Here is a 23,756-nt window from a genome sequence, read left to right as displayed (position 1 = left end):
AGCAAAGCCCCTTGTCAGGAGCTCTCGTGGACTACTTGCTGATCTGCCATTAAACATGTGGGACGTGGGCCAAGCCTTCGGCCGATCGCAGGGGCACGTCTCGGTCAATCGATACCGATCCTACGTACGATGCGACACGTCCTGGCTGCGATCATCTTCGGGCAGCTGCTCTGCTAGATGCCTCAGTACATCGTGCCGTTGGGTCTGATCGCTCGGTTTTCATTGGTAGTCATCGCCTCGTCAACGGGTGTCATCAAATCGTCAGCCCTTGTCGCCGAATTCCATTCGGAAGCCTGACCCGGCGCGCTAAACAATCTTGAGTGTCTATACCGAGCGAGCGGTCACCCCTCTGAGCAGGCAAGTGACAGTCAATGACGAAGATCAAGGTGTCAATTATCTGACGATTTGCAGCGGCAAGGGCCGTCCGAAGGCGTACTGTCCCGACCGTGACTGCCAGGCCGCGGCCAAGCGCGAGCGCGAGATGCGACGCGCGACCCCCGGCCTCGAGGGAGCTCTGGCCAGGGCGGAGCAGCTGTACGACCGGATGGAGAGCGGGCTGAAAGCCGCCCTGGAACCTCTCGCGCAGGCCCTGGCCGACGAGCTGTCGCCCGCTGGGGTGGAGGCCAAGTTGAGCGCGATGCAGGCCGACGCCCACACGCGCGTCGCCATCGCGCAGACCGAGCGTGAACAGGCGTTGGAACAGGTACGGCAGGCACGCGAGGCTGTCGAGCGGGCGCGGGCGGAGACACAGGAGGCGCTGCGACAGCGCGAAGACGCCCAGCAGGAGCGGGAGACCGCCCTGGCTGACGCCGAGACCGCCCGGGAGCAGGCGCTGGCAGCTCTGCGTGAGGCTTCGGCCACCGAACGGCAGGCGCTGCAGGCCGTACAGGAAGCTGTGCACCGGGCTGAGGCGGCGGAGCAGGCGCGGGACCAGGCCGTTCGGGAGTTGGCCGAGCGGCTGGAGCAGGCTGCGCAAGCCGTACAGACGGCTCAGCAGGAGGCGCTCGTGGCCGAGGCGTTGGTGCAGGAGACGGTACGGCAGGCGGAGGCGGCCGAGGCTGAGACTCTCCGGGTGCGGGAGGCGGGTGAGGTCGCGCTTCGGGAGGCCGAGGTGGAGCTGGCGCGGGTGCGGCTCGAGGGTGAGGCGGCGGTGGAGCGGGTCAGGCAGGAGGGGATGGAGGCGCTGGCGCGGGCCCGGGCGGAGGGAGAGGAGGCCCTGGCGCTGCGAGTGGGGGAGATGCGGGCGGAGGCGGCGGCGGTTAGGGCTCGTGCTGAGGGGGCTGAGCGGGCGTTGGTCGCTGCCGATGTGCGGGCGGAGACGGCTGAGCGGGAGCGGGAGCGGGCCGTCGAGGGTCTCTCCGCGGCTGAGCGGGAGCGGGCTGAGGCTCAGTTGCGGGCTGGGCAGCTGGTGTTGGAGGTCGCGCAGGGGCGGCGGGAGGCTGAGGTGGCGCAGGAGGCGGCGAACGCTGAGCGGGAGCGGGCTCGGCAGGCGTTGGAGGATCGGGACGCGGCGCGGGTCGAGGTGCAGCTCGAGCGGGGGCGGTTGGCGGATGCGCAGGCGCAGGTGGCCGCGCTTCGTGAGGAGGCCGAGCGGTTGCGGGAGCGGGCTGTGGCGGCTGAGCTGCGGGGGAGCGGCCGGTCTGGCACGTAGATCAAGGCCGGGCGGCGAGCTCCTGGGGTGGTAGCGGCAGGCGAGGGGAGGAGCCCGCACGCGTAGCGGTGCTGATCACGGTCATCGCTGCAGCAACAGCAGATTCAGCTGGGCCACTGCCCGGCTAGGGTTGCGCGTCGATGCTGCCGACGGTCAACTCGGTCAGCGCCGTAACAGCCTCGGCGACGGTGGCGCGCCCCCGGTTCAGCTCCGCGGCGATTGCCTCTGCCGCGCCCAGCACGCCCACGCAGCGCAGCCGGAGGGCGTGCCGGGTGAGCCCCGAGTACGGCTGCAGAGCGGTGGCCATCAGGTCCGTGTAGCCGTTGAGCAGGTCGCGCTCGATCGCCTCCATCTCCGGGTTCCCCTTGAGGGCGGCGGAGATGGCGGTCCACTCGGGCATGTCGGTGGCGCAGGCGAAGTAGGCGGTGCTGAGGACGCGGGCGATGTCGCGAGGGGTGGCTGGGGCGTCGCGCAGGGCCTCCTCCGAGGCGGCCCTGTGGCGTTCGTCGAGTCGGCGGTAGAGGGCGATCAGCAAGCCCGGGCGGGTGCCGAAGTGGTCGTAGACGATCGGCCTGCTCACTCCTGCCGCCTCCGCGAGGGTGAGCAGCGTGAGGCCGTCGGTGCCGTGGGCGCGCACGATCGTCGTGGCGGTGTCGAGCAGTTGTTCCCGCCTGGCCGGCTTGGACAGCCGGGTCGATCCCGTGGTCATCGTCCTCCTCTTGTGTTGCCTTCCATCATAAGCTACAAAATGTAAGTTACAAAATGAAGGTTAGCGAGAGGATGACATGGTGGAGCGCTCAGTACTGATCATGGGCGGATCCGGGCAGGCGGGCGCGGCGACCGCAGCCCTTCTGCGCCGGTGGTACCCGGAGCTGCCGCTGACGATCGCGGGCCGGGACCTCGGACGCGCCCAGCGGGTCGCCGACGAACTCGGCCGTGCGACCGCCGTGACCATCGATCTGCGGCGAGGTGACCTCGGCCTGCGGCAGGCCGACAGCTACGCGGCGGTCGTGGCCACGGTGTGGGACAGTCACCTGAACGGACTGCGGTACGCGCAGGACCGCGGCCTGCCGTACGTCAGCATCTCCAGCGGCCTGGTCGACATCGGCCCCGAGGTCGTCGCCGCAGGACTGCGGGCCGGTGCGGCGCCGATCCTGCTGGCCAGCCACTGGTACGCGGGTCTCGTCGTCCTCGCGGTGCTCGGCCTCGCCGGGGAGTTCGAGCGGATCGACACCATCGAGGTGGGCGGGGTGCTGGACGAACAGGACAGCGGAGGGCCCGCGGCCGCGGAGGACATGGCGCGCCTGCTGGCCGCCACCTCGAGTGGGCACATCCGCCGCGACGGCGTCTTCGAATGGGTCAGCGGCCCTGACGCGCAGGTCATGATCACCAGTGTCGATGGCGTTGTGCTGCCCGGTCAGATCGTCCCCATTCTTGACGTGCCGAGCCTGGCCGTCGCGACGGGCGCGCCCCATGTGCGCTTCGCGTTCGCGGTCGGTGAGTCGGCGGGCAGGCGGCGCGGCGGGCCGCCGTCCACGGAGGTCAGGATCGACCTCGAAGGCGTGAGCCGTGCGGGCGCGTCGCTCAGGACGAGCCACTACCTGCTCCACCCAGAGGGGCAGCGCCCCCTGACGGCGCTCGGCGTCGCCCTCGGCGTCGAGCGGCTGCTCGGCCTGCGCGGCGATCCGGTGCCGCCCGGCCTGCACACTCCGGAGGCGTTGATCGACCCCGGCTACGCGGCCGAGCGGATGGTCGAGATCGGCGCCACCTTTGCCGGCGTGCCCGGCGATCAGTGATCGCACCGATCGCGCATGGGGGGGCCGGTTCCGATGCTGGCCGTCGGATGCGGGCAGGCTCGTCCTCCTGTACGGCATGCCGTACAGGAGGACGAGGGCGGGATCGCGTCTTCACGAAGATCTCCGAAGTGCGCTGCACGACCGTGGGCGAGGCGGTCGATGGGCAGCGATTAGCCCACCTCGTTGGGCGTCGGGTACGGCGTCGAGGCGCAGGTCGGCGATCAATTAATGGGATGCGCTGCATTGGGGTCCCAGTTCGGCCTCATCGGCGTCAACGGCGAGGGTGTTCGCGGCAGCGGCCCGCCGACCGCGACGAGGTCACGCTGGAGGCCTGACGGCGGCTGCTGGGGTTGCGGGCCGCCGAACCCGCGCTGCGCTGGTTGCACGCCGACGACGACTCCTGATCGTCCTGCGTGAGACCGAGAACGCATCGATGCTGGTCGCGGCGGATCCGCGTCGAGGGTAAGACGACCGCTACCGTCGACATCGCCCGTCCTGCCCCTGCCCGGTTCTAGTGGCTGAACATCCTAGGCCGCCGCTATTACCCCTCCCTGGCAGGAATTCCAGCGAACCGTGATCGACCTGCGAATACGCGGTGGTGGAGCCGGGGTGAGCGCATGGCGGGAGAAAAGGCGCCGGTGATCTCCGCGATGGCTTGGCCGCCGAAGTCGCCACGCTGCCAGCCTTTGCCGTCTCGGAGAGGCCGCGAGGCAAAAAGAGTCCCATCGCCCGGAATGTGCTCCCTAGGGCAGGAAGGCTGGCTTCATCACCGTGGGTAGGACCTGCCTCACTGTCCGGGTTTGTCCTGGATAGCCACCAGTCGCGGCTCCTCAAGCCGCGTGACCGCGCGTATACGCTCGTGACTTGGAGTAAACATGACCACGCTCCCACCGCCGATCACCCCTTACCTCGAACCCGCCGCGAAAGAGCTGGCCGAGGCGACCGACCCGCATCCTCGGATCTACGAGGTCGATCCGGAAAAGGGGCGGGAGATCCTGCTCGACCTGCAGAGCGACCCCAGCGTGCCCCGCCCGGACGTCGACGAGGAGTGGGTCGATGTGGACGCCGGCCGGTGGGGTACGGTCCGCACCCGCGTCATCCGCCCCAAGGGCGCCAGCGGGCCGCTGCCGGTGGTGTTCTACATCCACGGTGCCGGCTGGGTCTTCGGCGACGACAAAACCCACGACCGCCTGTTTCGCGAACTGGCCGTCGGCGCGGGCGCGGCGGGCGTCTTCCCCGTCTATGACCGGGCGCCGGAAGCGCGGTACCCCACCCAGGTGGAGCAGAACTACGCCGTGGGCCAGTGGGTCATGGACCACGGCGCGGAGCATGGCCTGGACACCTCGCGCGTGGCCGTCACCGGCGAGTCGGTCGGCGGCTGCATGTCAGCGGTGTTCGCGCTGATGAACAAGGAGCGCGGCGGGATCGACCTGAAGGCGCAGGTGCTGCTCTACCCGGTGACCAACGCCGACTTCGACACGCCCTCCTACCTGCAGTTCGCCGAGGGCTACTACCTCACCCGCGACGGCATGAAGTGGTTCTGGGACGCCTACACCACCGACCCCGCCCAGCGCACCGAGGTGTACGCCTCCCCGCTTCAGGCCTCCCTGGAGCAGCTTCGCGGGCTGCCCACCACCCTGGTCATCACCGACGAGGCCGACGTGCTGCGCGACGAAGGCGAGCAGTACGCCAACAAGCTGCGCGAGGCCGGCGTGGACGTCACCTCGGTCCGGGTGGCCGGCATGGTCCACGACTTCCTCCTCCTGGACAGCCTGCGCGACACCCGCGCCGCCAACGTCGCCCGCCGCCTCGCGATCGACGCCCTGAGAACGGCGCTGCATGGTGAGTGAGACAACCGCAGATCCGCAACGCTGAGCGCGGACACCGCCGAGGGGCGAACGGTTCCGGGGGCATTGCCGCCCCGCGGGCCTTCGCCCCTGGCTGCTCGCGAGGAATGGGCGCTCGGGCAAAGACGGCGGCGTCCTGGCCCGAGCTCAGCCTGCGCGCGAAGGCGCACCAGGTGTGTCACATGCTCATGCTCCGCGGCGTGGCAAGAGGGCGGGTCGGCCCACCTCTACCAGGGCGAGGAGCTCGGCCTGCCGGAGGTGAGCGACCTGCCGCCGCGGTGACCTCGTGTGCATGGACAACCTGTCGGCGCGGCTCCTGGTGGCGGTGACACGGCCCGATCAGGCGCCTGGGTGGCGGTGACGCTGCCCGGTCAGGCGCCGAACCAGCGCGAAAGATGCTCGTCCAGCTCCCGCTGATCGTCGCCCACCCAGGCGACGTGGCCGTCGGGTCGCAGCAGCACGCACGGGCCGTCCAGCGGCGCCGTGGAATCGGCCAGGTAGTCGACCCGGTCCGACCAGGTGCCCACGTCCAGGCGTTCGGTGCGGTCCAGCACCAGGCCGCGGCCGTGACGCAGCTCGTCGTAGAGGCGGCCCCGCTTCAGGTCGGCGTCGGGCAGCCGGCGGCCGACCAGGTCGGGGCCGTGGCCGAAGTCGTAGCGGATGCCGGTCGCGGTGATCTTCTCCAGCAGGTGGCGGTTGACCTCGTCGAAGTCCATGAGCTCGGTGAGCAGCCTGCGTACGGCCCGCGCGCCGGGTTCGGCGGACAGCAGTTCCGTCTGGGCGCGGGTGTTGTCGAGCACGTCCTCGGCGACCGGATGGCGTTCGGCCTCGTAGGTGTCGAGCAGGGTGCCCGGCGCCCAGCCGCGCACCTGCGCGGCCAGCTTCCAGCCGAGGTTGACGGCGTCCTGGACGCCCAGGTTCAGTCCCTGCCCGCCGATGGGCGGATGGATGTGCGCCGCGTCGCCCGCCAGCAGCACCCGCCCGACCCGGTAACGTTCGGCCAGCCGGGTGGCGTCCCCGAAGCGCGAGAGCCAGCGCGGTGAGTGCACGCCGAAGTCGGTCCCGGCGACGGCGCGCAGGTGGTGGCGGAAGTCGTCCAGGGTGGGCGGTTGCGCGCGGTCGGCGACTCCCGTGACGGGAACCACGACGCTGTAGAGGCCCGCGCCGAACGGCCTGAGCCAGAAGCGCTGCTGGGTGGCGCTGATCTCGGCCACCTTGGCGGCGATCTCCTCCGGCGGCGCGGACACCTCCATCTCGCCCATCAGCGTGTCGTTGCGCGAGGGCTCGCCGGGGAAGGCGACGCCGAGCAGTTTGCGCACCGTGCTGCGCCCGCCGTCGCAGCCGACGACGTAGCGGGCGCGCAGCCGTTCGCCGGAGTCCAGCTCGACGGTCACGCCGTCGTCGTCCTGTTCGAGACCGGTCACTGCGTGACCGCGCCTGACCTGCGCGCCCATCGCAATCGCGTGCTCTTCGAGCAGGCTGACGATGACCGGCTGCGGGATGCCCAGCAGGAAGTCGTGGGCCGAGTCCATGCCCTTGGGCGCGGGCTTGTTGATGGCGGCGAAGAATCCGGCGGCCGGGCGCCGCCGTCCGTGCTCGAGCAAGCGGTCCAGCAGGCCGCGCATCGCCATCAGCTCGAGGCTGCGCACATGCAGGGCGACGATGCGGACGAACGACGCCGGCTCGGTGTCCTTCTCCAGGACCAGGACCCGCACGTCGTGCAGGCGCAGCTCGGCGGCGAGCATCGCGCCGGTGGGGCCGCAGCCGGCGATGATCACGTCGTACGGCTCGGCGGTGGAGGGCGAGAGGTTCATCGGTGTTGCCTTTCGGGAGTGCCTTGTCAGCAAGGCGCTCCCGGCGACACCTTCGTCAGTCGCCCGGCCGTGATCCCTGAGGGAGCACCCACGTCGGTCCAGCGTTCATGGGTCCCACCTCCTCAGGCGATGTCACGGTCGATCCCAACGCTACAAGAACGTCCATGATCGGGTCCAACTATTATCCGATCATGGACACGTTACCGAGGCGGACCGTGGCCCGTGCCCTGCTGGCCGTACAGACGTACGACCTGTCGGTGCTCGTCGCCGACGCGGCCGACGGGGCGCTGGTCACTCTCGACGGGCTCCCGCCGATGCCCGATCCGCGGCTGCTCGGCCTGTCCGGTGACGGCACCCTGCTGCTGTTGTCCGCCACCAAGACCATCGTGTACGAACCTCGCCGGGCCGTCATGCGCCTTCCGGCCACGCCGCCGCCCTGGCCGTACGTCGAGGAGATCCTGGCCCGCGACCCGACGGCGCGCATCGAGCCCGACCACACGCTGACCTTCAGCAGTGCCATCGGCCGCATGCCCGATCTGCGGCTGTGCCTGCTGGATCTTCCCACTGGCGAGCCGCGGTGGCTCGAGTTTCCACAGGTGCCCGCGGGCAGATCCCTCGCCGGACTGTCGCCTGACGGCGGCACCGTGGCGATCGCGTGGGCGTCGGAAGACGAGGACGAGTTCTCGACCGTGTCGGTGGACCTGGTCGACGTGGCCTCCGGAACGCGCCGGCACCTGTGGACCTCCTCGACCTACATGTGGAGCAGCACGCATCCCATCAGCTGGTCGCCCGACGGACGCAGGCTCGCCGCGACCCTGTCCTGGTTCGACGACGAATCCGACGACGACTGGGACACGGTGATCGTCCTCGACACCGCCACGGGGGAGCTTCTGCAACGCGCCGACTTCTCCGCGCAGTACGGCTGGCCGAGCGCAGCGGAGGTGTGCCTCCACGGCCGGGAGTCCGACTACGTGCTGAACGTCGAGACGGGCGCCACGACGCCCATCACGTTCAGGTGGCTGGACAACCAGTCGTCGGGCGGGATCATCACCGCCGCGGACGGCAGGATCGTCATGAGGCGCGGCTTCAACCACGCTCCCTCCGCCTACCTCCACACCGACACCACGGGCGGCGACATCCGCCCCCTCCTCACCTCGCAAGAGGACTTCGTGGCGATGTTCACCGCGGCCGGCTTCCTCGGTCTCAGCGCTTGAGCCGGGCCCGCAGCCACTCGACTCCCGCCCCCAGCAGGGGCGGGATGGTGATCAGCAGGGTCAGTGCTTCGCTGCGGCTGCCGGCGTCCAGCACCAGCCACGCCAGCGGCGGTGTGAGCACGGCCCAGGTGCGGAGGTTGGAGCGCAGCAGCCATCGAACGCACCGTCCCGTCAGCGCGCGTGGCGCCGACAGTGGTGTGCGCAGGGCGGCTGCCAGGCGGGGCATGCCCACCAGCAGCTGCAGCGTGTAGAGCAGCCGTTCCCGGCGCCCGGGCAGCCGGTGCAGGTCGCTCTGCCATTCCTCCACGTACCTGTCGCGAGCGTGCGCGGGCAGCAGGGCCGCGCCGGTGCTGACGGCCTGGAAGGCCAGCCCGCCGGGTCCCCGGCGCGCCGAGGCGAGGGCGTCCAGCTCGTCGCGCATCTTCCCGAGCCCCAGCTGGTGCGCCATGGGCACGAACACCTCGAGCGTCTCGCGTGCTGTGACGCGCGCCTTTTCGGCCGGCAGGAAGTCGGCGGTCCGCATGTTGTGCAGCCGGTCGGCCAGCTTGAGGGTGCGGCAGCGCTCGCTGACCGGCTGGGAGGTGTCGTAGGCGAACCCCTGCACCTCCAGGACCAGGTCCGTGATCTCGTCGCCGAACTCGGCGCGCAGGTCCTGTTGGGGGCAGTCGGTGTCGTCGAGGACGTCGTGCAGGAGGGCCGCGCAGATCAGCACGGTGTCGTCGCCGGCGCCGAGCTCGGTGAGGATCCGCGCGACGGCCACCGGGTGGGTGATGTACGGATCACCGCTCTTGCGCAGCTGCCCCCGATGCCAGTAGGCGGCGACCGCGTGGGCGCGTTCGACCAGGTCGTTCATGCCGGCACCCAGGAGGGCGGTGGCCGGCGGCGCTTGCCGTACGCGCGGTTGATCGCCTCGGGGGCGGCGGCGCGCCCCTTGTCGGTGATCGTGTAGTACCGGCGCCTGGGGCGGCCGGACCCGTCGTAGTCGGCGCTCGCCTCCCAGGCGCTTTCGACCCAGCCGCAGCCTTCCAGCCGGGCGAGGATCACGTAGATCGTGCCCGAGGGCAGCGCGGTCGCCTCGCACAGCTCCAGCCCGTAGCGGGCCTGTGCGGGATCGGCGAAGAACACCTCCAGGACGGCCTGGAGCTGGAGTGTCATCCGGGGATCACCCATGCTCGAACTCTACATAGCCCCGCGCTTGCCGTGAGGCCACAGTTGTCAGCCCTCGCGAGCGTGCAGGTAGGCGTCGAGGGCGGCGGCTCCGCTGAGCATGGCGCGGCCCCGCGACGACAGGCGTGCCTGCCAGTCGTGCAGTGCCGACTCCAGGGGGCCGACGCCTCCGGCCGAGCGGACCTGGGCGATCAGGGGGGCGATCTGTTCCAGCAGGTAGCCGCCGCGCCGGAGCTGGTGGGCCAGCCGGGCGTCCCGTACGTCGGTGGCGCTGTAGACGCGGTAGCCGGTCCGCGGGTCGCGGCGTGGCCGGATGATCCCGGCCTGCTCCCATTTGCGCAAGGTGGCGGGGCGCAGGCCGAGCCGCCGCGACAGCGGGCCGATGAAGGTCTCCCCGCGTTCCTGCGGCAGGGGCACCAGGTCGCGCAGGGCCGCGTCGACGGCCTGGAGGACGCGGCGGTCGTCGAGGAGCAGGCCGTGGCTCTCGTCGATGACGCGCAGCGCCTCGTCGACGGCGCCGCGGTTGACCGCCCGCATGATCGCGGTGGCCGTCTGGTGGCCGTGCCCCGGGGCGAGGGCGAGGAAGGCGCGCAGGGCGTGGGCGTGCGCCGGCGTGTAGCTGCGGTAGCCGCTGGCGGTGCGCGCGGCGGCGGGCAGGATGCCGGCCTCCTCGTAGTTCCTGATCGCCTGGGTGGACAGGCCGTGTTCGCGCGCCAGGTCCACGGGTCTCACAGATGCACCACCGTTGGAGAGTTATGCCGACACATCGGCCTCAAAGAGGGTCCAAGTTTACACCGAATGTTCAACGATAGCGTTGAAGGCATGGATATCAAGGACATCGCCCGGCAGCTCGACGGCGCGGGCATCTCTGCGTTCCTGCGCTCGCTCTCCACCCGTCCCCAGCTGCTCGGCCTCGGCGAGGCCCGCCACTTCGTGGGCGAACTGGGCGAGCTGCGCAACGAGATCTTCCGGCACCTGGTCGAGCACGAGGGCTACCGCGTGATCGCCCTCGAGAGCGACTGCCTCAAGGGCCGCCTGGTCGACGCCTACGTCACCACCGGCGAAGGCAGCCTCGACGACGTCATGGAGCGCGGCTTCAGCCACGACTTCGGCACCGTCGCCGCCAACCGCGAGCTCGTGCGCTGGATGCGCGCCTACAACCAGGACCACGACGACAAGCTGCGCTTCCACGGCTTCGACGGCCCTCTGGAGTACTGGGCCGAGAGCCCGCGCGAGGCGCTCACCGGCCTGTACACCCTGCTCGACGGTCCGCTCATCGAGGCGATCGTCACCGCCGACGCCCTCGACGAGCTGCTGGGAGCCGACGAGCGGTGGTCGAACCAGGCCTCCGCCATGGACGCCTCCCAGTCGATCGGCAGGACGGCCGAGGCGCAGCGGCTGCGCCTGATCGCCGACGATTTGGCGGCCCTGCTCGAACTGCAGGCGCCGCAGCTGACGGCCGAGGACAGGGAGACGGCGGCCCTGTACGCGCGCACCGCCACCGGCCTGCTGCGCTACCACTACTGGATGGCCGACGACTCCCCGCTGCGCTGGAGCCGCCTGTCGGCCCTGCGTGACGCGATGATGGCCGCCAACCTGCGCGCCGTCGCCGAGCATGGCCCCGCCCTGGTCTTCTCCTCCAACCTGCACCTGCAGCGCCACCAGACCGTGATGTCCTTCGGCGACCACCAGCTGCGGTGGTGGAGCGCGGGAGCGATCACCGCGGCGGGCCTGGGCGAGCGCTACGCCTTCGTGGCCTCGGCCTTCGGCACGGTCTCCGGCGACGCCCCCGCGCCGGAGACCGTCGAAGGCGCCCTGTCGGCGCTGCCGTGGGAGCACGCGCTCGTCGACGCCCGCCGCCTGGCCGAGTCCGTCGGAACGGCGCCGCGGCGCGCCACCGGCGACTTCGCCTACTTCCCCCTGGAGGCCGCCCATCTCGACCAGGTCGACGCCGTCGTCTTCCTGCGGCGGGTGAGCGACGTCCGCAAGGTCGGCTGACGCCTTTGAGCAGGGACTCGCCAGTTCGTTGATTGTTGAAGTAAGGGCTGTCCAGGCGGCGGGCGCCTTCTTACGATCAAGGAACTTCCCCCCTTCGAAGGAGAGTCCATGCGAGCAGTCGTGGTGCGCGGCTACGGTGGCCCCGAGGCGCTGGAGGTCGCCGACGTCCCGTTACCCGAGCCGGGCCCCGGCCAGGTCCGGGTCCGCGTCGAAGCGGCGTCGGTCAACCCGCTCGACGTCTTCGTCCGCACCGGCGGCATGCAGGCGGCCGGGATGGCCGAGCCGCGCGAGTCCACCGGCCTCGGCGTCGACCTGGCCGGGGTGGTCGACGCGGCCGGGCCGGAGACGGACGGGTTCCGGCCCGGCGACCGGGTGATCGGGCTGTCGATCAACCTCGCCCACGACAGCGGCACCTACGCCGAATACTGCGTCGCCGAGTCCGCGGTGCTCGCCGCCGCGCCGCGGCGGGCGAGTGCGCAGGAGGCGGCCGGGCTGCCCCTGGGCGGCATGACCGCGCTCGTCTGCCTCGACCACCTGGCCCTGCAACCGGGATCCACGCTGCTGGTGACCGGCGCGGGCGGCAACGTCGGCGGCTTCCTCACCCAGCTCGCCTCCCGGCGCGGCATCCGGGTCGTGGCCGTGGCCAGGCCGTCGGACGAGGAACTCGTGCGCGGGTTCGGCGCCGCCCTCTTCGTCGAGGCGGGCGACGACCTGGCCGATGCCGTACGGACCCTGGTGCCCGGCGGCGTCGACGCCGCCGTCGACCCGGCCGTCGTGGTCGGCGCGGCGCACGCCGCGGTCAGGGACGGCGGGCAGTTCCTGTCGCTGGTCATGCACGGGATGCCCGAGGAGGGGCGCGACATCAAGAGCACCGTCGTGTGGGCGCACCCGGACCCGGCGCGCCTGGCCGAACTGGCCGCCCTCGTGGACGAGGGCGTGCTGCGGTTGCGGGTCGCGCGCACGTTCCCGCTGGAGGAGGCCGGTACGGCTCACGCGCTGCTGGAAGCGGGAGGGGTGCGCGGCAAGCTGGTCATCGTCCCGTGAGCTGACCACGCGTGTCAGGGACCGCTCCCACGAGGTCACTCGGCCGGCGCGGTCCGCCGCGGCCATCCTGGCGAGGTGCTCACCGGCCGGTCGGGGTGGTCGCGGCGCACGCGGGTGTCCTGGTACTGCGTGGACAGCACGATGTGGGTGTCCATCTGACCGTGTTTGCCGATCTGCTCCAGCACGCCTTCGAGATGCGCCAGTGACGAGGCCCTGACCTTGAGCATCGAGCAGTGCTGCCCGCTGAGCTTGTCGACCTCGATCACCTCCGGGAAGTCCGCGGCTGCCGAGCTCTTGAGCAGGCAGGAGCTCGGGGCGCAGCGCAGCTCGATGTAGGCCTGGACAGGAAACCCGGCCGCGACCGGATCGATCCGCGCCTGGTAGCCGACGATCACGCCGCGTCGTTCCAGGCGGCGGATCCGGTCGGCGACGGCCGGAGCGGACAGGTGCACGCGCCTGGCCAGTTCGTTGTAGGACAGCCGGGCGTCGGCCTGCAATTCGTCGATCAGCTTCCAGTCGAGGTCGTCCAGGTCGTTTTCCGATCGGAAGGAATTCACGCGGCTCACTTTACAAACGCAGCCAACGACCGCCCGGGGACGCCTCGATGGCCATATCCGGCGCGCGTTCAGCTGCCTAGTGTGAATCTTGTGATCAGGAACGCCTCCCAGAGCGGCGGCGCCGGCACGCTGCCGGCCAGGGCTTGGCAGGATCTGGCGCGGCGCGTCGCCGGCGTCGTGCTGGTCGACGGCGCCTCCGGCTACGAGGCGGCGTTCAGGCCGGCCGGGCAGCGCTTCGGCGAGGTCCGCCCGCAGGCGGTGCTCCGATGCCGGACCGCCTCCGACGTCGCGGCCGCGCTCGATTTCGCCAGGCGCAACGGCCTGCCGGTGGCGGTGCGCAGCGGCGGACACGATTTCGCCGGACGCTCCACCACCGCCGGACTGCTCATCGACCTCGGCGAGCTCACCGCTGTCTCCCTCAAGGACGGGCACGCGCACATCGGCGCGGGCACGCGGCTCGCCGAGGTGTACCAGAGCCTCGACCGGCACGCCCGCACGCTGGCCGCCGGCAGCGGCCCGTCCGTCGCCATCGCCGGGCTGACGCTCGGCGGCGGTCTCGGCTTCCTCGGCCGCAGCTGGGGGCTGACCTGCGACCGGCTCGTCGGTGCCCGTGTCGTCCTCGCCGACGGCAGCCTCGTCCGCTGCGACGAACGGGAGAACGCCGACCTGTTCTGGGCTCTCAGAGGCGGTGGCGCCGCGGGGGTCGGCGTCGTCACCGAGCTGTCGTTCGTGCCGGTCCCGTCGCCGCGGTGCACCGCGGTGGAGTTCCGATGGGACTTCCTGCACGCCGTCCAGGTCGTGGACGCCTGGCAGAGGTGGAGCCCTGACGCACCCGGCGAACTCGCCGTGAGCTTGCTGCTGACCGTCCCCGCCGAGCCGTACGGCCAGGCGCGGGTGAGCCTGCTGGGCGTGGCCGCGGGACTGTCGCCCGCGCGGACCCACGACCTGCTCGCCGAGCTTGTCGCCATGGCCGGGGCCCGTCCCTACAGCCGCTGGCACCGGCGCACCTCGTGGATGGACGCGCAGGCCACGCTGGCCGCGCGTGTGCAGGGCGGTGGTGAGGACGGGCACCTGTTCAGCAGGTCCGGCTTCTTCCGGCAGGACATACCGTCCGGAGCGCTCGACGTCCTGATCGGCGGGCTGGTGGCCGACCGGCGGGCCGGCGAGTCACGCGAACTCGACTTCACGCCGTGGGGCGGCGCCTACAACCGGCCGCCCTCGCACGCCACAGCGTTCCCGCACCGCAGCGAGCGCTTTCTGCTCAAACACACCGCCACGCTGCGGACCGGCCTGCCCTTGGACAACGGATGGCTGCGGCGTTCCTGGCAGACGGTGCAGCCCTGGTCCAGCGGCGGCGTGTACCCCAACTTCCCCGACGCGGAGCTCGCCGATCCGGCACGCTCCTACTGGGGCGACAACCTGCCCAGGCTGGAGCGGGTGAAGGCGGCCTACGACCCGGACGGCATCCTGCCCGGCCTGAACCCTCGCCGTTGACCGACCTGTTCGAGGGCCGGTCCCGGCTTGTTTCAGGTGAGCCGGGCCAGCAGGTCGTCCAGAGCCCTGGTCAGGGCCGTGGAGTTGGCCGCGTCGAACCAGGTGGTGCGGATCCGTTCGTTGCTTCCGCCCGGCGTCTCGTGGTCGGCCGCGAGCTGCTGCAACGACCGGGTGCCTTCGCCGAGGGAGCGGCCGACGCCCTGGAACAGGCCGCGCACGTAGCTGTCGGCGTCGGCGGGGGCGATGCCGTGCTCGGCCGCCCACGACGCGAGCGTGGCGAGGTAGGCGTAGTGGGTGGTGAGCGTCCCCGTGAGCGCCGACAGCACGTTGAAGGCCGCCTCGTCCGCGACCGGCAGTGCCCCTCCCAGCCGGTCGAACAGGGCGTCGGCGACCGTGTGCGCGGGATGGGTCACGGTGACGGAGCGGCGTTCCCGTACGGCGGGCAGGGGGATGGCCCGCACCAGCGCGGCCTTGGTGGCGAGGGTCTGGCGCAGTTCGCCCAGGGAGACGCCGGCCATCACGTTGATCACGGTCTTGTCGTCGGCCACGCGCAGCCCGTCGAGCGCCTGACGCAGGTCCGGGCGGCGCACGGCGATGATCACCACGTCGGAGGCGTCGGCGACCTCCTGGTTGCCGGCGCAGACGCGCACGGTGGCGTAGCGCTCTGCCAGCCGCGCGGCGGTGGCGGCGCTGCGTGGCGACAGGTGGATCACGGGCGCCCCGCCAGGCGCGTCCCCTGTGCCCTCGCCTGTGCCCTCGCCTGTGCTCTCGCCTTCGCACAGGCCCTCGACGATGGCCCGGCCGATCTCGCCGACGCCGATGATCCCGATGCTCGGCATGATGTCTCCCTCACTGTCTGGCGCTGTCAGGACGAGCATGCCGCTCCGCCGGTCGCCCCCGCGAGCGGCCTGGGGTGCGGTCGGACACAAGCGAAATGCTAGCGCCGCTAGACAACGTGTCTGCGACAGGTCTACAGTCGCTACTGGATCTAGCGCCGCTAGGAAAGCGCTGGGCCCTCGATAAGGAGACGACGATGACGATCAACGATTTGCGCCACGTTCTCCAGGGGCACGTGCTCCTGCCCGGCGACGACGGCTTCGAGCAGGCCGCGACCGCGTGGAACCTGACCGTCAGGCAGCCCGTGGCGGCTGTGGTGGAGGCCGCGGACGCCGACGACGTGGCGGCACTGGTGCGGTACGCGCGCAAGGCGAATCTGACGGTGACCGTGCAGCCGAGCGGGCACGGCGCCTCGGGTGACGTGGAAGGCCTGATCCTGCTGCGCACCAGGCGGCTGAACCAGGTGGAGGTGCGCGCGCAGGAGCGGGTGGTCCGGGTGGGCGCGGGCGCGACGTGGGGGCAGGTGCTGGCGCGGACCGGCCCGCTGGGCCTGACCGGCCTGGCCGGCAGCGCGCCCGGCGTCAGCGTGGCCGGCTACACCCTGGGTGGCGGGGTCGGCTGGTTCAGCCGCAAGTACGGCTTCGCCTCCGACAGCGTGCGGGCCATCGACATCGTGGACGCCGACGGCGAGCCCGGCCGGGTGAGCGCCGAGTCCGACCCGGAGCTGTTCTGGGCGCTGCGCGGCGGCGGCGGCGACTTCGCGGTGGTGACCGCCCTCGAGCTCGAGCTGTATCCCGCACCCGCCCTGTACGGCGGGCGGGTCATCTGGCCCGAGCACCGCACCAGGGAGGTGTACGACGCGTTCCTGGAGATCACCGCCGGGGCGCCGCGTGAGCTCAGCGTCTGGATCAACCGGCTCCAGCCGCCCGGCGCGCCGTCGATGGTGACGCTGGATCTGGCCTACCTGGGTGAGGCCGGGCAGGGGCGGGACCTGCTGGCGCGCATCGACACGATCGAGGGTGCGATCGCCGACAACCGCGGCGTCGTCCCGATCGCCGAGCTGGGCCGCATCGCCGCCGAGCCCACCGACCCTGCCCCGTCCATCGGGCGGGCGGAGCTGCTCACCGGCCTGGACCCGCAGGCGGTGGAGCTGCTGCTGTCCAAGCCGGTGGCGCCGCTCATCAACGTGCAGGTCAGACATCTGGGCGGGGCGCTGGCCGAGCCGGGCCGGGGGGTGGGTGCCAGTGGTGCGCCGGCCGAGCCGTACCTGCTGGGCCTGCTGGGTCTGGGCCTGCCGCACGCCGCCGAGGCGACGCGCGCCAGGCAGGCCGAGATCGTGGCCGACCTGGGCGCCTCCATCAGCGGGCGCAAGCCGTACACCCTGCTGTCGCCCGGCGAGCCGGTGACGGCGGCCTTCGACGCCGCCACGCTGGCCCGGCTGCGGGAGATCAAGCGGGCCCGCGACCCGCACCAGGTCTTCCGCGCCAACTACCCGGTGCTCAGGGACGTCACCAGCTGACCGACAGGTGCGGGCTCAGGGCCCGCAGGAAGTCGGCCGCGTCGAACATCGCGCCGGCCGAGGCCACGCCGGTGGTGCGGCCCCGGCCGGTCAGCAGGCGCTCGACCGCTTCCACCGCCAGCGGGGCGCTGGCGGCGTAGATGTCCTGCCCGCGCGCGACGGCGCGGCGTTCCCGGCCCGCGACGCGGACGCGCACGTCGACGACGAACGTCTGGTCGGAGCGGCCCTGCTCGTCGGCGGCCAGCGGCGCGGGGGTGTCCTGGTCGGCCAGGTCGCGGGCGGCCTGCACGATCATGGAGGTGCGCACCTCGGGGACGTCGACGTGGCTGGGAACGGTGACGATGTCGGCCATGCTGAACTCGGCGATGACCGGGCGCCGCCCCAGCGGCTCGGGGAAGTCCCAGTCCTGCTGGACGGGCGCGTCGTCGTGGTACTGCAGCGCACCCGCGGTGTAGCGCACCCGGCGGCCCGCGCGGCGCTCGTGGGAGACCTGGCCCGCCGTCCGCGTGCCGGGGGTGGGGTGCCAGCTGCTGAGGCCGTAGGCGACATGGACCTCCTCGGCGGAGCTCGCGCCGTCGAGGGCCGCGGTGGCCAGCAGGTCGCCCAGGCCGCCGTAGAAGGCCATGGCGGGCACGACCGCGACGCCCGCCCGGCGGGCGGCCTCGGCGTGGGTGGCGAAGGTGGCGGCGTTGGCCTCGATCTCGGCGGCGACGTCGACGTAGGGGATGTCGGCGCGCAGGGCGGCCTCGATGAGCGGGCCACCGGTGACGGCGAACGGCCCGGCGCAGTTGATCACCGCTGCCGCTCCGGCCAGGGCCGCGTCCAGCGCCGCCGGGTCGTCGGCGGACGCGGCCGCCACGGTGGCCACGGTGGTCGGACCGCCCGTGCCGTTGTGGTCGTCCAGTTCTGCCGCCAGCTTGTCCAGGCGTGCCTCGTCACGGCCGGACAGGACGATCGCGATGCCGCGCCGCCGTAGTTCGGCCACGACGAAACGGCCGGTGTGACCCGTCGCCCCGTACACCGCTACCGGGCCAGTCGTGCTCATGGTTCATCCGTTCATCGAAGGTCGGGAAGTCACCCCAGTCTGGCGCGCGGCCCCGCGAGACCGTGATGGTCCGAAACGCCATCATGCGTACACTTTCGGACATGCCGGTTGTCGCCATCATCGCCGCGGGCGAGCTGCTGCACTTCGAGCTCGGAGTCGCCTGCGAGATCTTCGGCAACCCCCCGAGGGAAGCCGCCCAGGGCTGGTACGAGGTGCTGCTGTGCGGGCCCGGCCCGGTGCGGGTGGGGCCGTTCCTGGTCGAGCCCGCCCATGGGCTGGACCGGGTGGCCTCGGCCGACCTGGTGATCGTGCCCGCCTGCGCCGACGTCGACGTGCCGCCGCCGGCCGACGTCGTCGAGGCGGTACGCGCGGCGCATCAGGCGGGCGCGCGGGTGGCGTCGCTGTGCACGGGGGCGTTCGTGCTCGGCGCGGCCGGGCTGCTGGACGGGCGGCGGGCCACGACGCACTGGGCGCACGCCGAGGAGCTGCGGGCCCGCCATCCGCTGGCCGACGTCGACCCGGACGTCCTGTACACCGACAACGGCAGCGTGCTGACGGCCGCGGGCAAGGCGGCGGCCGTCGATCTGTGCCTGCACCTGGTGCACCTCGACCACGGGGCGGCGATCGCCAACTCGGTGGCGCGGCGCCTGGTCATGCCGCCGCACCGGCCGGGAGGGCAGGCGCAGTTCGTCGCGGCGCCGGTGCAGGTCGAGGGCGAGCACGTGCTGGCCGAGCTGATGGCGTGGGCGCTGGGGCGGCTGGAGCGGCCGTTGACTGTGGCCGACCTGGCGCGCAGGGCGAACATGAGCCCGCGGCATCTGGGCCGGCAGTTCCGGTCGGTGTCGGGGCAGGCGCCGTTGCAGTGGCTGCTGGCTCAGCGGGTGCGCCGGGCGCAGGAACTGCTGGAGAGCACCGAGGAGAGCGTCGAGTCGGTGGCGCGCTCCACCGGGATGGGCACGGCCACGACGCTGCGGCGGCAGTTCAAGCGCATGGTCGGGGTCACGCCCGACACCTACCGGCGCTCGTTTCGCGGCGCGCGCTGATCCAGCGCGCCGCGCACGATCGCTTCGGCGATCGCCTGCGCCCCGTCACGGCTGACGTGCTCGGGCGGCATCGTCACCAGCGTGAACAGCGCCCCGCCGTACAAGGTGATCAGCGTGGGCACCGCCGGGGCGGGCACGGCGAGCCCCAGCTGGGCGTGGTGGTCGGCGGTGAAGCGCAGCGACACCTCCTGCAGGCCCGCCATCGCGTGGGCGAGTGCCGGGCGCCTGCCGGCTTCGAGCTGCAGCTCGAAGATCGCCAGATAGCGGCCGCGCAACCTGGTCGCCGCGCCGTACAGCGAGCCGGCGATCAGGTCGGCCAGCTGCTCTTCGAGGCCGGTACGGCCGGCGGCGTCGTGGCGTCCCGCCGCCTCGTCCATGTCGGCGCGGTGCAGCTCGACGATGCGCTCGGCCGCCGCCACCAGCAGCGCCTCGCGGCTGCGGAAGTAGTTGGAGGCCGTTCCGGTCGGCAGGGCGGCGGCCTGCTCGACGGCCCGATGCGTCACCCCGTGCACGCCGGAGGCGGCCAGCAGCTCGATGGCGGCGTCGGCGAGGGCCCTGCGGCGGGCGGGGTTGGTCGGCGGCACCTCTCCATGATATAGCGGTAAGCGTACTAGTACCATCGTAGTGAATGGAGGTGGTGACCATGCGCGTCGCAGTGGTGGGCGCCGGGCTCGGCGGCCTGGCGGCCGCGGCGGGGCTGCACCGGAACGGCCACGAGGTGACCGTGTTCGAACGTGCCCCGGAACTGCGCGAGGCGGGCACCGCGATCGTCGTCCTGCCCACCGGGGTGCGCGCGCTCGACGAGCTGGGCCTGGCCGGCTACCTGCGCTCGGTGCCGACGGCCACCGGCCACGGCGGGCTGCGCGACTGGCGTGGCCGTCCGCTGCTGGTCACCGACCTGGGCCGGGCCCAGCGGCAGGTGGGCGCCGCCGTCACGGTGAGCAGGACGGAGCTGCACCGGTCGCTGCGCGCCCCGCTGCCGCCCGAGCTGCTGCGCACCGCCACCGCCGTCGACGACCTGCGCGACGAGCCCGGCGGCGTGCGCCTGGTCGGCGGCGGCCGGGACGTCGCCGTGGCCGACGCGGTCGTGGTGGCCGACGGCATCGGCAGCGTGCTGCGCGCCCGCCTGTTCCCCGACCACCCCGGCCTCAGGCGGGCCGGGCGGCTGGACCTGCGCGGCACGGCCTCCCTGCCTTCCGGCCTGGCGGTGGACGGCCTGATGACCAACATCCTGGTCGACCGCCGTACCGGGGCGCTGTTCGGCCTGTTCCCGCTGCCCGGGGGCGAGGTCTACTGGTTCACCGACTGCGCGCTGACCGGCCCGCCACCCGCCCCCGAGCAGGCACGCGAACAGATGCTGGCGCTGATGGCCGACTGGCACCCGGCCGTCCCGGCGATCATCGCCGCCACCGCGCCGTCCGAGGTGTACGTGGACGCGATCGCCCGGCTGGCGGTGCCGCTGCCGTCGTTCGCCGCCGGGCGGATCGCGCTGCTGGGCGATGCCGCCCACGCCATGACGCCCGACCTGGGGCAGGGCGCCAGCCAGGCCTTCGAGGACGCCGCCGCCCTGACCCGGCGCCTGGCCGGGGCGGTGCCGGGCGAGGTGGCGGGGCGGCTGCTGCGCTACGACGCCGAGCGGCGCCCGCCGACCAGCCGCATGATGGAGGCCTCCTCGCGGCAGGGGTGGCTCATGTCCCGCACCGGCGTCACGGCGTGGACACGCGACACCCTGCTGCGCGCGGTGCCGCGCCGCCTGGCCACCCGGCGGCTGGCCACCATGTGGCAGGTCCCGACGTGACGGCCGGCGCGGTCGAGGCGGTCGGATGCCAAGGCGTTGGAGGGTGCTCGGAAGACCTGCCCCAGAGGGAGGACTGAGAGCTCGAAGTCCGGCCAGTCAGGCCACGCCGGGCCGTCACACAGCTCCTGTGCCTCTCGGAGGTCTCGGTGTGGATGGCCTGCTCGATCACGTGCAGGCCGGTCTTCCGCTCCCAAGGTCCGCGCCGAGCGTGACCAGGTGCGGCACCGGCCGGGACAGCCCCTGGATGGCATTGATCCCTACCCGTGGGGCTCCGGTGTGTGCCTGTGGTGGTCCAGCAGGCGAGTGAGCAGCTGGACGAACTGGTCGCGTTCGGCGGGAGCGAGCGGGGCGAGCAGCTCGTCGTGGAGGTCGTCAAGGACCTGGTCGAGGCGGCGCAGGCGCTGGCGGCCCCTGGTGGTGATCGTGATGACGTTGCGGCGGCGGTCGTCGGGATCCGGCGTCCGTTCGATGAGGTCGCGCTCGGCCAGCTCGTTGAGGACTCCGACCATGTCGCTGCGGTAGATGCCGGTGCGCCGGCTCAGTGTCGCCTGGCTGCCCGGGCCGTGCTCCTGCAACGAGGCCAGCACGGCGTAGTGCCACTTGCGGGCGTCGACCTCGGCCAGTCCTTCGTTCACCAGCCGGTCCGACTGTGCGGTCAGGCCGGACAGGAGGCGGCTGGCTCGTCGGCGCAGTCTGTCCGGCGTCTTCGTCTCGCCGTCGTGTGGCATGTCCGAGGCGTCGGCTCTGCTGGTCATGCCGCCGATCTTACCCCTGTTGCGTTAGTCCTACTAACGATGTAGATTCGTTCACGTCGCAAACGTTTGGCTTAGAAACGTTAATTTCACTAATGAAAGAGGATGCTGTGTCCACCAACACCGCAGTCGCCGACCGCATCGAGATCGCCGATCTGTTCGCCCGCTTCGCCCGCCTGCTCGACGAGAAGCGCTGGGCGGATGCGGACACCGTCTTCGCCGACGACGTGGCGGTGCACTCGCCTCGTGGAGGCGAACTGCGCGGCATCGACAACGTCGTCGACTTCATGCGCAAGAGCGAGGTCGAGGGGCAGCAAGCCCAGCACCTGACCACCGACCTGCTGGCGGAGATCGACGGCGACGAGGCTGCCGTCTCTGCTTACTCGCTCGTGTTCTACTACCGCGATGGCCAGGCGCCCCACTTCACCGGCGGTCTGCGCATGGGGGGCATCGCGGTGCGGACGCCCGCGGGCTGGCGATTCCGTGAGCAGCGGATCACCCCGCTCTGGACCCGCGCGAGCTGATCCGCGAAGCCCGACAGTTAATCAGACAAACGTTCTATTTTGCTGGATTGGATGGAGTCATGGCACCCACCCTGCCCTTCGGCACCGCGCTCATCGGCCAGACCGAGAAGACCCTCAACGCGATCCTGGAGCGTCAGCTCGACGGAACCGGCATCACCGAACCCCAGTGGGTCACGCTCACGCTGACCTCGGTGAGCGGCGGGACCATCGACCGCGCCGAGCTCATCGGCAAGGTCAGCAAGGCCACGAAGTTCAGCGAGGCGTCCGTGGCCGAGCGCATCGCCGAGTTGACCGCCGCGGGCCTGCTGAAGGAGGGCGGCGAAGGCGGCGACGTTCAGGTCAGCGAGACCGGTCAGCAGCAGTGGACCCAGGTGCGCACCGCGCTCGGCCCGATCATCCAGAGGCTGTGGGGCGACCTGCCCGCCGAGGACCTCGCCGTCGCCGCCCGCGTGCTCAACACCGTCCTGGCCAGGGCCAACGGCGTGCTGTTCGCCGGCTGAAGACAGAAAGCGCCCACCATGCCCAGCATCGACGTCCTCGATTCGACGATTCACTACGAAGACCACGGCAGCGGAGCCACCGTCGTCTTCCTGCACGGCAACCCCTCCTCCTCCCACATGTGGCGCACGATCCTCCCGCTGGCCGGCGCGGGACGGCTGATCGCCCCTGACCTCATCGGCATGGGCCGCTCGGGCAAGCCGGTCGGCGACTACCGCTTCGCCGACCACGCCCGCTACCTGGACGCCTTCTTCGACGCCCTCGGCCTGGACGACATCGTGCTCGTCGGCCACGACTGGGGCGGCGCGCTCGCCTTCGACTGGGCAGCCCGGAACCCCGGCAGGGTGCGTGGCGTGGCCTTCTTCGAGACGATCGTGCGGCCGATCGACTCAAGCGAACTCTCCGAGCAAGCTCGCGCCCACACCGCGCGGTTCCGCACCGCCGAGGGCGAGGCGCTGGTGCTCGACACGCACTTCTTCGTCGAGGCCGCCTACACCGGGGGAGTGCTGAACCCGCTCGGAGCCGAGGACCTCGACGCGTACCGCCTGCCGTACCCCACACGAGACAGTCGCCGCCCCCTGCTGAACTGGACCCGGTCGCTGCCGATCGACGGCGACCCCGCCGACGTGACCGCCAGGATCAGCGCGTACGGAGCGTGGCTGGCCGACAGCCGGGATGTCCCCAAGCTCCTGCTCACCTTCGATTCCTCACCCACGCTGCTCATCACTGCGGAGGTCGCCGCATGGTGCAAGGACAACGTCGCGGGCCTGCGGGTCGAACACTGCGGCCCAGCGGGGCACCACGCGGCGGAGGACCAGCCGGAAGCGATCGCCGCGGCGATCGCCACCTGGCTGGACCAGCAGGGCCTCCGGTAGCCCGCCCCATCAGGAAGCCGCTCGGCCAGGTGGGAGTCGAGACGCGCAAGGAGTTGTTTCCTGAAAGGGCTGGACGGCGCCGCAGGGATCCCGTCTGATCGTCGCGAGCGGAGGGCCACGCAGGCGGCGCCGCTGACGTCGTGCTTGAAGGCGTGGTAGGAGGCGCGGTCGGCGATGCCGATCAGGACGCCGCAGCAGGAGCAGTGACGATCGTCCACGTAGTCGACCGCACCGGTGTCGGTAACGCTGACCATCGTCACTCCGCCTCCGACGCAGGCTCAGG

The 23,756-nt window shown here is 71.7% G+C and carries 23 protein-coding genes; 13 read left to right on the top strand and 10 right to left on the bottom strand.

The window, feature by feature from the left end; genetic code table 11:
- The first annotated feature begins 481 nt into the window (after window positions 1-481).
- Window positions 482-1,651: a coiled-coil domain-containing protein gene (locus tag HNR30_RS12710; RefSeq protein WP_181609959.1), complete on the top strand. Its 1,170-nt coding sequence runs from the start codon at window positions 482-484 to the stop codon at window positions 1,649-1,651.
- Window positions 1,652-1,775: 124 nt separating this feature from the next.
- Here the strand turns inward: HNR30_RS12710 and HNR30_RS12705 are convergent, their stop codons facing one another.
- Window positions 1,776-2,360 carry a TetR/AcrR family transcriptional regulator gene (locus HNR30_RS12705; RefSeq protein ID WP_181609958.1) on the bottom strand — a complete coding sequence of 195 codons (585 nt, stop codon included), beginning with the start codon at window positions 2,358-2,360 and terminating at the stop codon, window positions 1,776-1,778.
- A 79-nt stretch (window positions 2,361-2,439) separates the two neighbouring features.
- Here HNR30_RS12705 and HNR30_RS12700 point away from each other — a divergent pair, with 79 nt between their 5' ends.
- Both HNR30_RS12700 and HNR30_RS12695 read left to right on the top strand, forming a co-directional pair.
- Window positions 2,440-3,447, top strand: a complete 1,008-nt coding sequence (locus tag HNR30_RS12700; RefSeq protein WP_220133428.1) for a saccharopine dehydrogenase family protein — start codon at window positions 2,440-2,442, stop codon at window positions 3,445-3,447.
- Window positions 3,448-4,322: 875 nt separating this feature from the next.
- Window positions 4,323-5,297, top strand: coding sequence for an alpha/beta hydrolase (locus HNR30_RS12695; RefSeq protein WP_181609956.1), 975 nt, complete (start codon window positions 4,323-4,325; stop codon window positions 5,295-5,297).
- A gap of 368 nt (window positions 5,298-5,665) precedes the next feature.
- Here the strand turns inward: HNR30_RS12695 and HNR30_RS12690 are convergent, their stop codons facing one another.
- Entirely contained in the window at window positions 5,666-7,108 is a 1,443-nt protein-coding gene (locus HNR30_RS12690) for an FAD-dependent monooxygenase (RefSeq protein WP_181609955.1), read from the bottom strand.
- 191 nt (window positions 7,109-7,299) lie between these two features.
- Between HNR30_RS12690 and HNR30_RS12685 the strand changes: the two genes are divergently transcribed.
- A complete protein-coding gene (locus HNR30_RS12685; protein WP_181609954.1) occupies window positions 7,300-8,322 on the top strand; it encodes a WD40 repeat domain-containing protein in 1,023 nt (340 codons plus the stop codon).
- On the opposite strand, the gene HNR30_RS12680 is transcribed toward HNR30_RS12685, so the two are convergent.
- The 3 genes from HNR30_RS12680 to HNR30_RS12670 are packed head-to-tail and all read right to left on the bottom strand — an operon-like array spanning window position 8,312 to window position 10,221.
- A complete protein-coding gene (locus HNR30_RS12680; RefSeq protein WP_181609953.1) occupies window positions 8,312-9,175 on the bottom strand; it encodes an HD domain-containing protein in 864 nt (287 codons plus the stop codon). The two genes, HNR30_RS12685 and HNR30_RS12680, sit on opposite strands and share 11 nt — an antisense overlap.
- Entirely contained in the window at window positions 9,172-9,492 is a 321-nt protein-coding gene (locus HNR30_RS12675; RefSeq protein ID WP_246378039.1) for a PadR family transcriptional regulator, read from the bottom strand. Before HNR30_RS12675 ends, HNR30_RS12680 begins: the two co-directional genes overlap by 4 nt.
- Window positions 9,493-9,537: 45 nt before the next feature.
- Entirely contained in the window at window positions 9,538-10,221 is a 684-nt protein-coding gene (locus HNR30_RS12670; RefSeq protein WP_181609952.1) for a TioE family transcriptional regulator, read from the bottom strand.
- A gap of 90 nt (window positions 10,222-10,311) precedes the next feature.
- Between HNR30_RS12670 and HNR30_RS12665 the strand changes: the two genes are divergently transcribed.
- Together HNR30_RS12665 and HNR30_RS12660 are read left to right on the top strand one after the other, a co-directional pair.
- Entirely contained in the window at window positions 10,312-11,487 is a 1,176-nt protein-coding gene (locus HNR30_RS12665; protein WP_246378037.1) for an erythromycin esterase family protein, read from the top strand.
- Window positions 11,488-11,595: 108 nt separating this feature from the next.
- Entirely contained in the window at window positions 11,596-12,531 is a 936-nt protein-coding gene (locus HNR30_RS12660) for an NADP-dependent oxidoreductase (protein ID WP_181609950.1), read from the top strand.
- Between the two features lie 35 nt (window positions 12,532-12,566).
- Here the strand turns inward: HNR30_RS12660 and HNR30_RS12655 are convergent, their stop codons facing one another.
- Window positions 12,567-13,088 (bottom strand): Lrp/AsnC family transcriptional regulator, encoded by a 522-nt coding sequence (locus HNR30_RS12655; RefSeq protein WP_181609949.1) that lies wholly within the window; start codon window positions 13,086-13,088, stop codon window positions 12,567-12,569.
- 90 nt (window positions 13,089-13,178) lie between these two features.
- Between HNR30_RS12655 and HNR30_RS12650 the strand changes: the two genes are divergently transcribed.
- Entirely contained in the window at window positions 13,179-14,582 is a 1,404-nt protein-coding gene (locus HNR30_RS12650; protein ID WP_181609948.1) for an FAD-binding oxidoreductase, read from the top strand.
- A gap of 32 nt (window positions 14,583-14,614) precedes the next feature.
- Here HNR30_RS12650 and HNR30_RS12645 read toward each other — a convergent pair whose 3' ends face one another.
- Window positions 14,615-15,421: an NAD(P)-binding domain-containing protein gene (locus HNR30_RS12645; RefSeq protein ID WP_181609947.1), complete on the bottom strand. Its 807-nt coding sequence runs from the start codon at window positions 15,419-15,421 to the stop codon at window positions 14,615-14,617.
- 194 nt (window positions 15,422-15,615) lie between these two features.
- Here HNR30_RS12645 and HNR30_RS12640 point away from each other — a divergent pair, with 194 nt between their 5' ends.
- The gene (locus HNR30_RS12640; RefSeq protein WP_181609946.1) at window positions 15,616-16,938 is read left to right on the top strand and encodes an FAD-binding oxidoreductase; all 1,323 of its coding nucleotides are present in this window, start codon (window positions 15,616-15,618) and stop codon (window positions 16,936-16,938) included.
- Here the strand turns inward: HNR30_RS12640 and HNR30_RS12635 are convergent.
- Window positions 16,928-17,983 carry a saccharopine dehydrogenase NADP-binding domain-containing protein gene (locus HNR30_RS12635; RefSeq protein WP_181609945.1) on the bottom strand — a complete coding sequence of 352 codons (1,056 nt, stop codon included), beginning with the start codon at window positions 17,981-17,983 and terminating at the stop codon, window positions 16,928-16,930. The two genes, HNR30_RS12640 and HNR30_RS12635, sit on opposite strands and share 11 nt — an antisense overlap.
- 101 nt (window positions 17,984-18,084) lie before the next feature.
- Between HNR30_RS12635 and HNR30_RS12630 the strand changes: the two genes are divergently transcribed.
- Window positions 18,085-19,026 carry a helix-turn-helix domain-containing protein gene (locus HNR30_RS12630; protein WP_181609944.1) on the top strand — a complete coding sequence of 314 codons (942 nt, stop codon included), beginning with the start codon at window positions 18,085-18,087 and terminating at the stop codon, window positions 19,024-19,026.
- Here HNR30_RS12630 and HNR30_RS12625 read toward each other — a convergent pair.
- Entirely contained in the window at window positions 18,996-19,610 is a 615-nt protein-coding gene (locus HNR30_RS12625) for a TetR/AcrR family transcriptional regulator (RefSeq protein WP_181609943.1), read from the bottom strand. The genes HNR30_RS12630 and HNR30_RS12625 overlap by 31 nt on opposite strands.
- A gap of 59 nt (window positions 19,611-19,669) precedes the next feature.
- On the opposite strand from HNR30_RS12625, the gene HNR30_RS12620 reads away from it, so the two are divergent.
- Window positions 19,670-20,824: an FAD-dependent monooxygenase gene (locus HNR30_RS12620; protein ID WP_181609942.1), complete on the top strand. Its 1,155-nt coding sequence runs from the start codon at window positions 19,670-19,672 to the stop codon at window positions 20,822-20,824.
- A gap of 257 nt (window positions 20,825-21,081) precedes the next feature.
- On the opposite strand, the gene HNR30_RS12615 is transcribed toward HNR30_RS12620, so the two are convergent.
- Window positions 21,082-21,579: a MarR family winged helix-turn-helix transcriptional regulator gene (locus HNR30_RS12615; RefSeq protein WP_181609941.1), complete on the bottom strand. Its 498-nt coding sequence runs from the start codon at window positions 21,577-21,579 to the stop codon at window positions 21,082-21,084.
- A gap of 107 nt (window positions 21,580-21,686) precedes the next feature.
- Between HNR30_RS12615 and HNR30_RS12610 the strand changes: the two genes are divergently transcribed.
- From HNR30_RS12610 to HNR30_RS12600, 3 genes are read left to right on the top strand one after another with little or no spacing between them, the layout of a single operon-like run.
- A complete protein-coding gene (locus HNR30_RS12610) occupies window positions 21,687-22,100 on the top strand; it encodes a nuclear transport factor 2 family protein (RefSeq protein ID WP_181609940.1) in 414 nt (137 codons plus the stop codon).
- A gap of 59 nt (window positions 22,101-22,159) precedes the next feature.
- Entirely contained in the window at window positions 22,160-22,600 is a 441-nt protein-coding gene (locus HNR30_RS12605) for a winged helix DNA-binding protein (protein ID WP_181609939.1), read from the top strand.
- A gap of 18 nt (window positions 22,601-22,618) precedes the next feature.
- The gene (locus tag HNR30_RS12600; protein WP_181609938.1) at window positions 22,619-23,473 is read left to right on the top strand and encodes a haloalkane dehalogenase; all 855 of its coding nucleotides are present in this window, start codon (window positions 22,619-22,621) and stop codon (window positions 23,471-23,473) included.
- The last annotated feature ends 283 nt before the right edge of the window (window positions 23,474-23,756 follow it).

The organism is Nonomuraea soli (assembly GCF_013761175.1).
In the GTDB taxonomy this organism is placed as follows: domain Bacteria; phylum Actinomycetota; class Actinomycetes; order Streptosporangiales; family Streptosporangiaceae; genus Nonomuraea; species Nonomuraea soli.
Note: the sequence above shows the minus strand (reverse complement) of the source record. Positions and strands in the feature narration are given on the sequence as shown.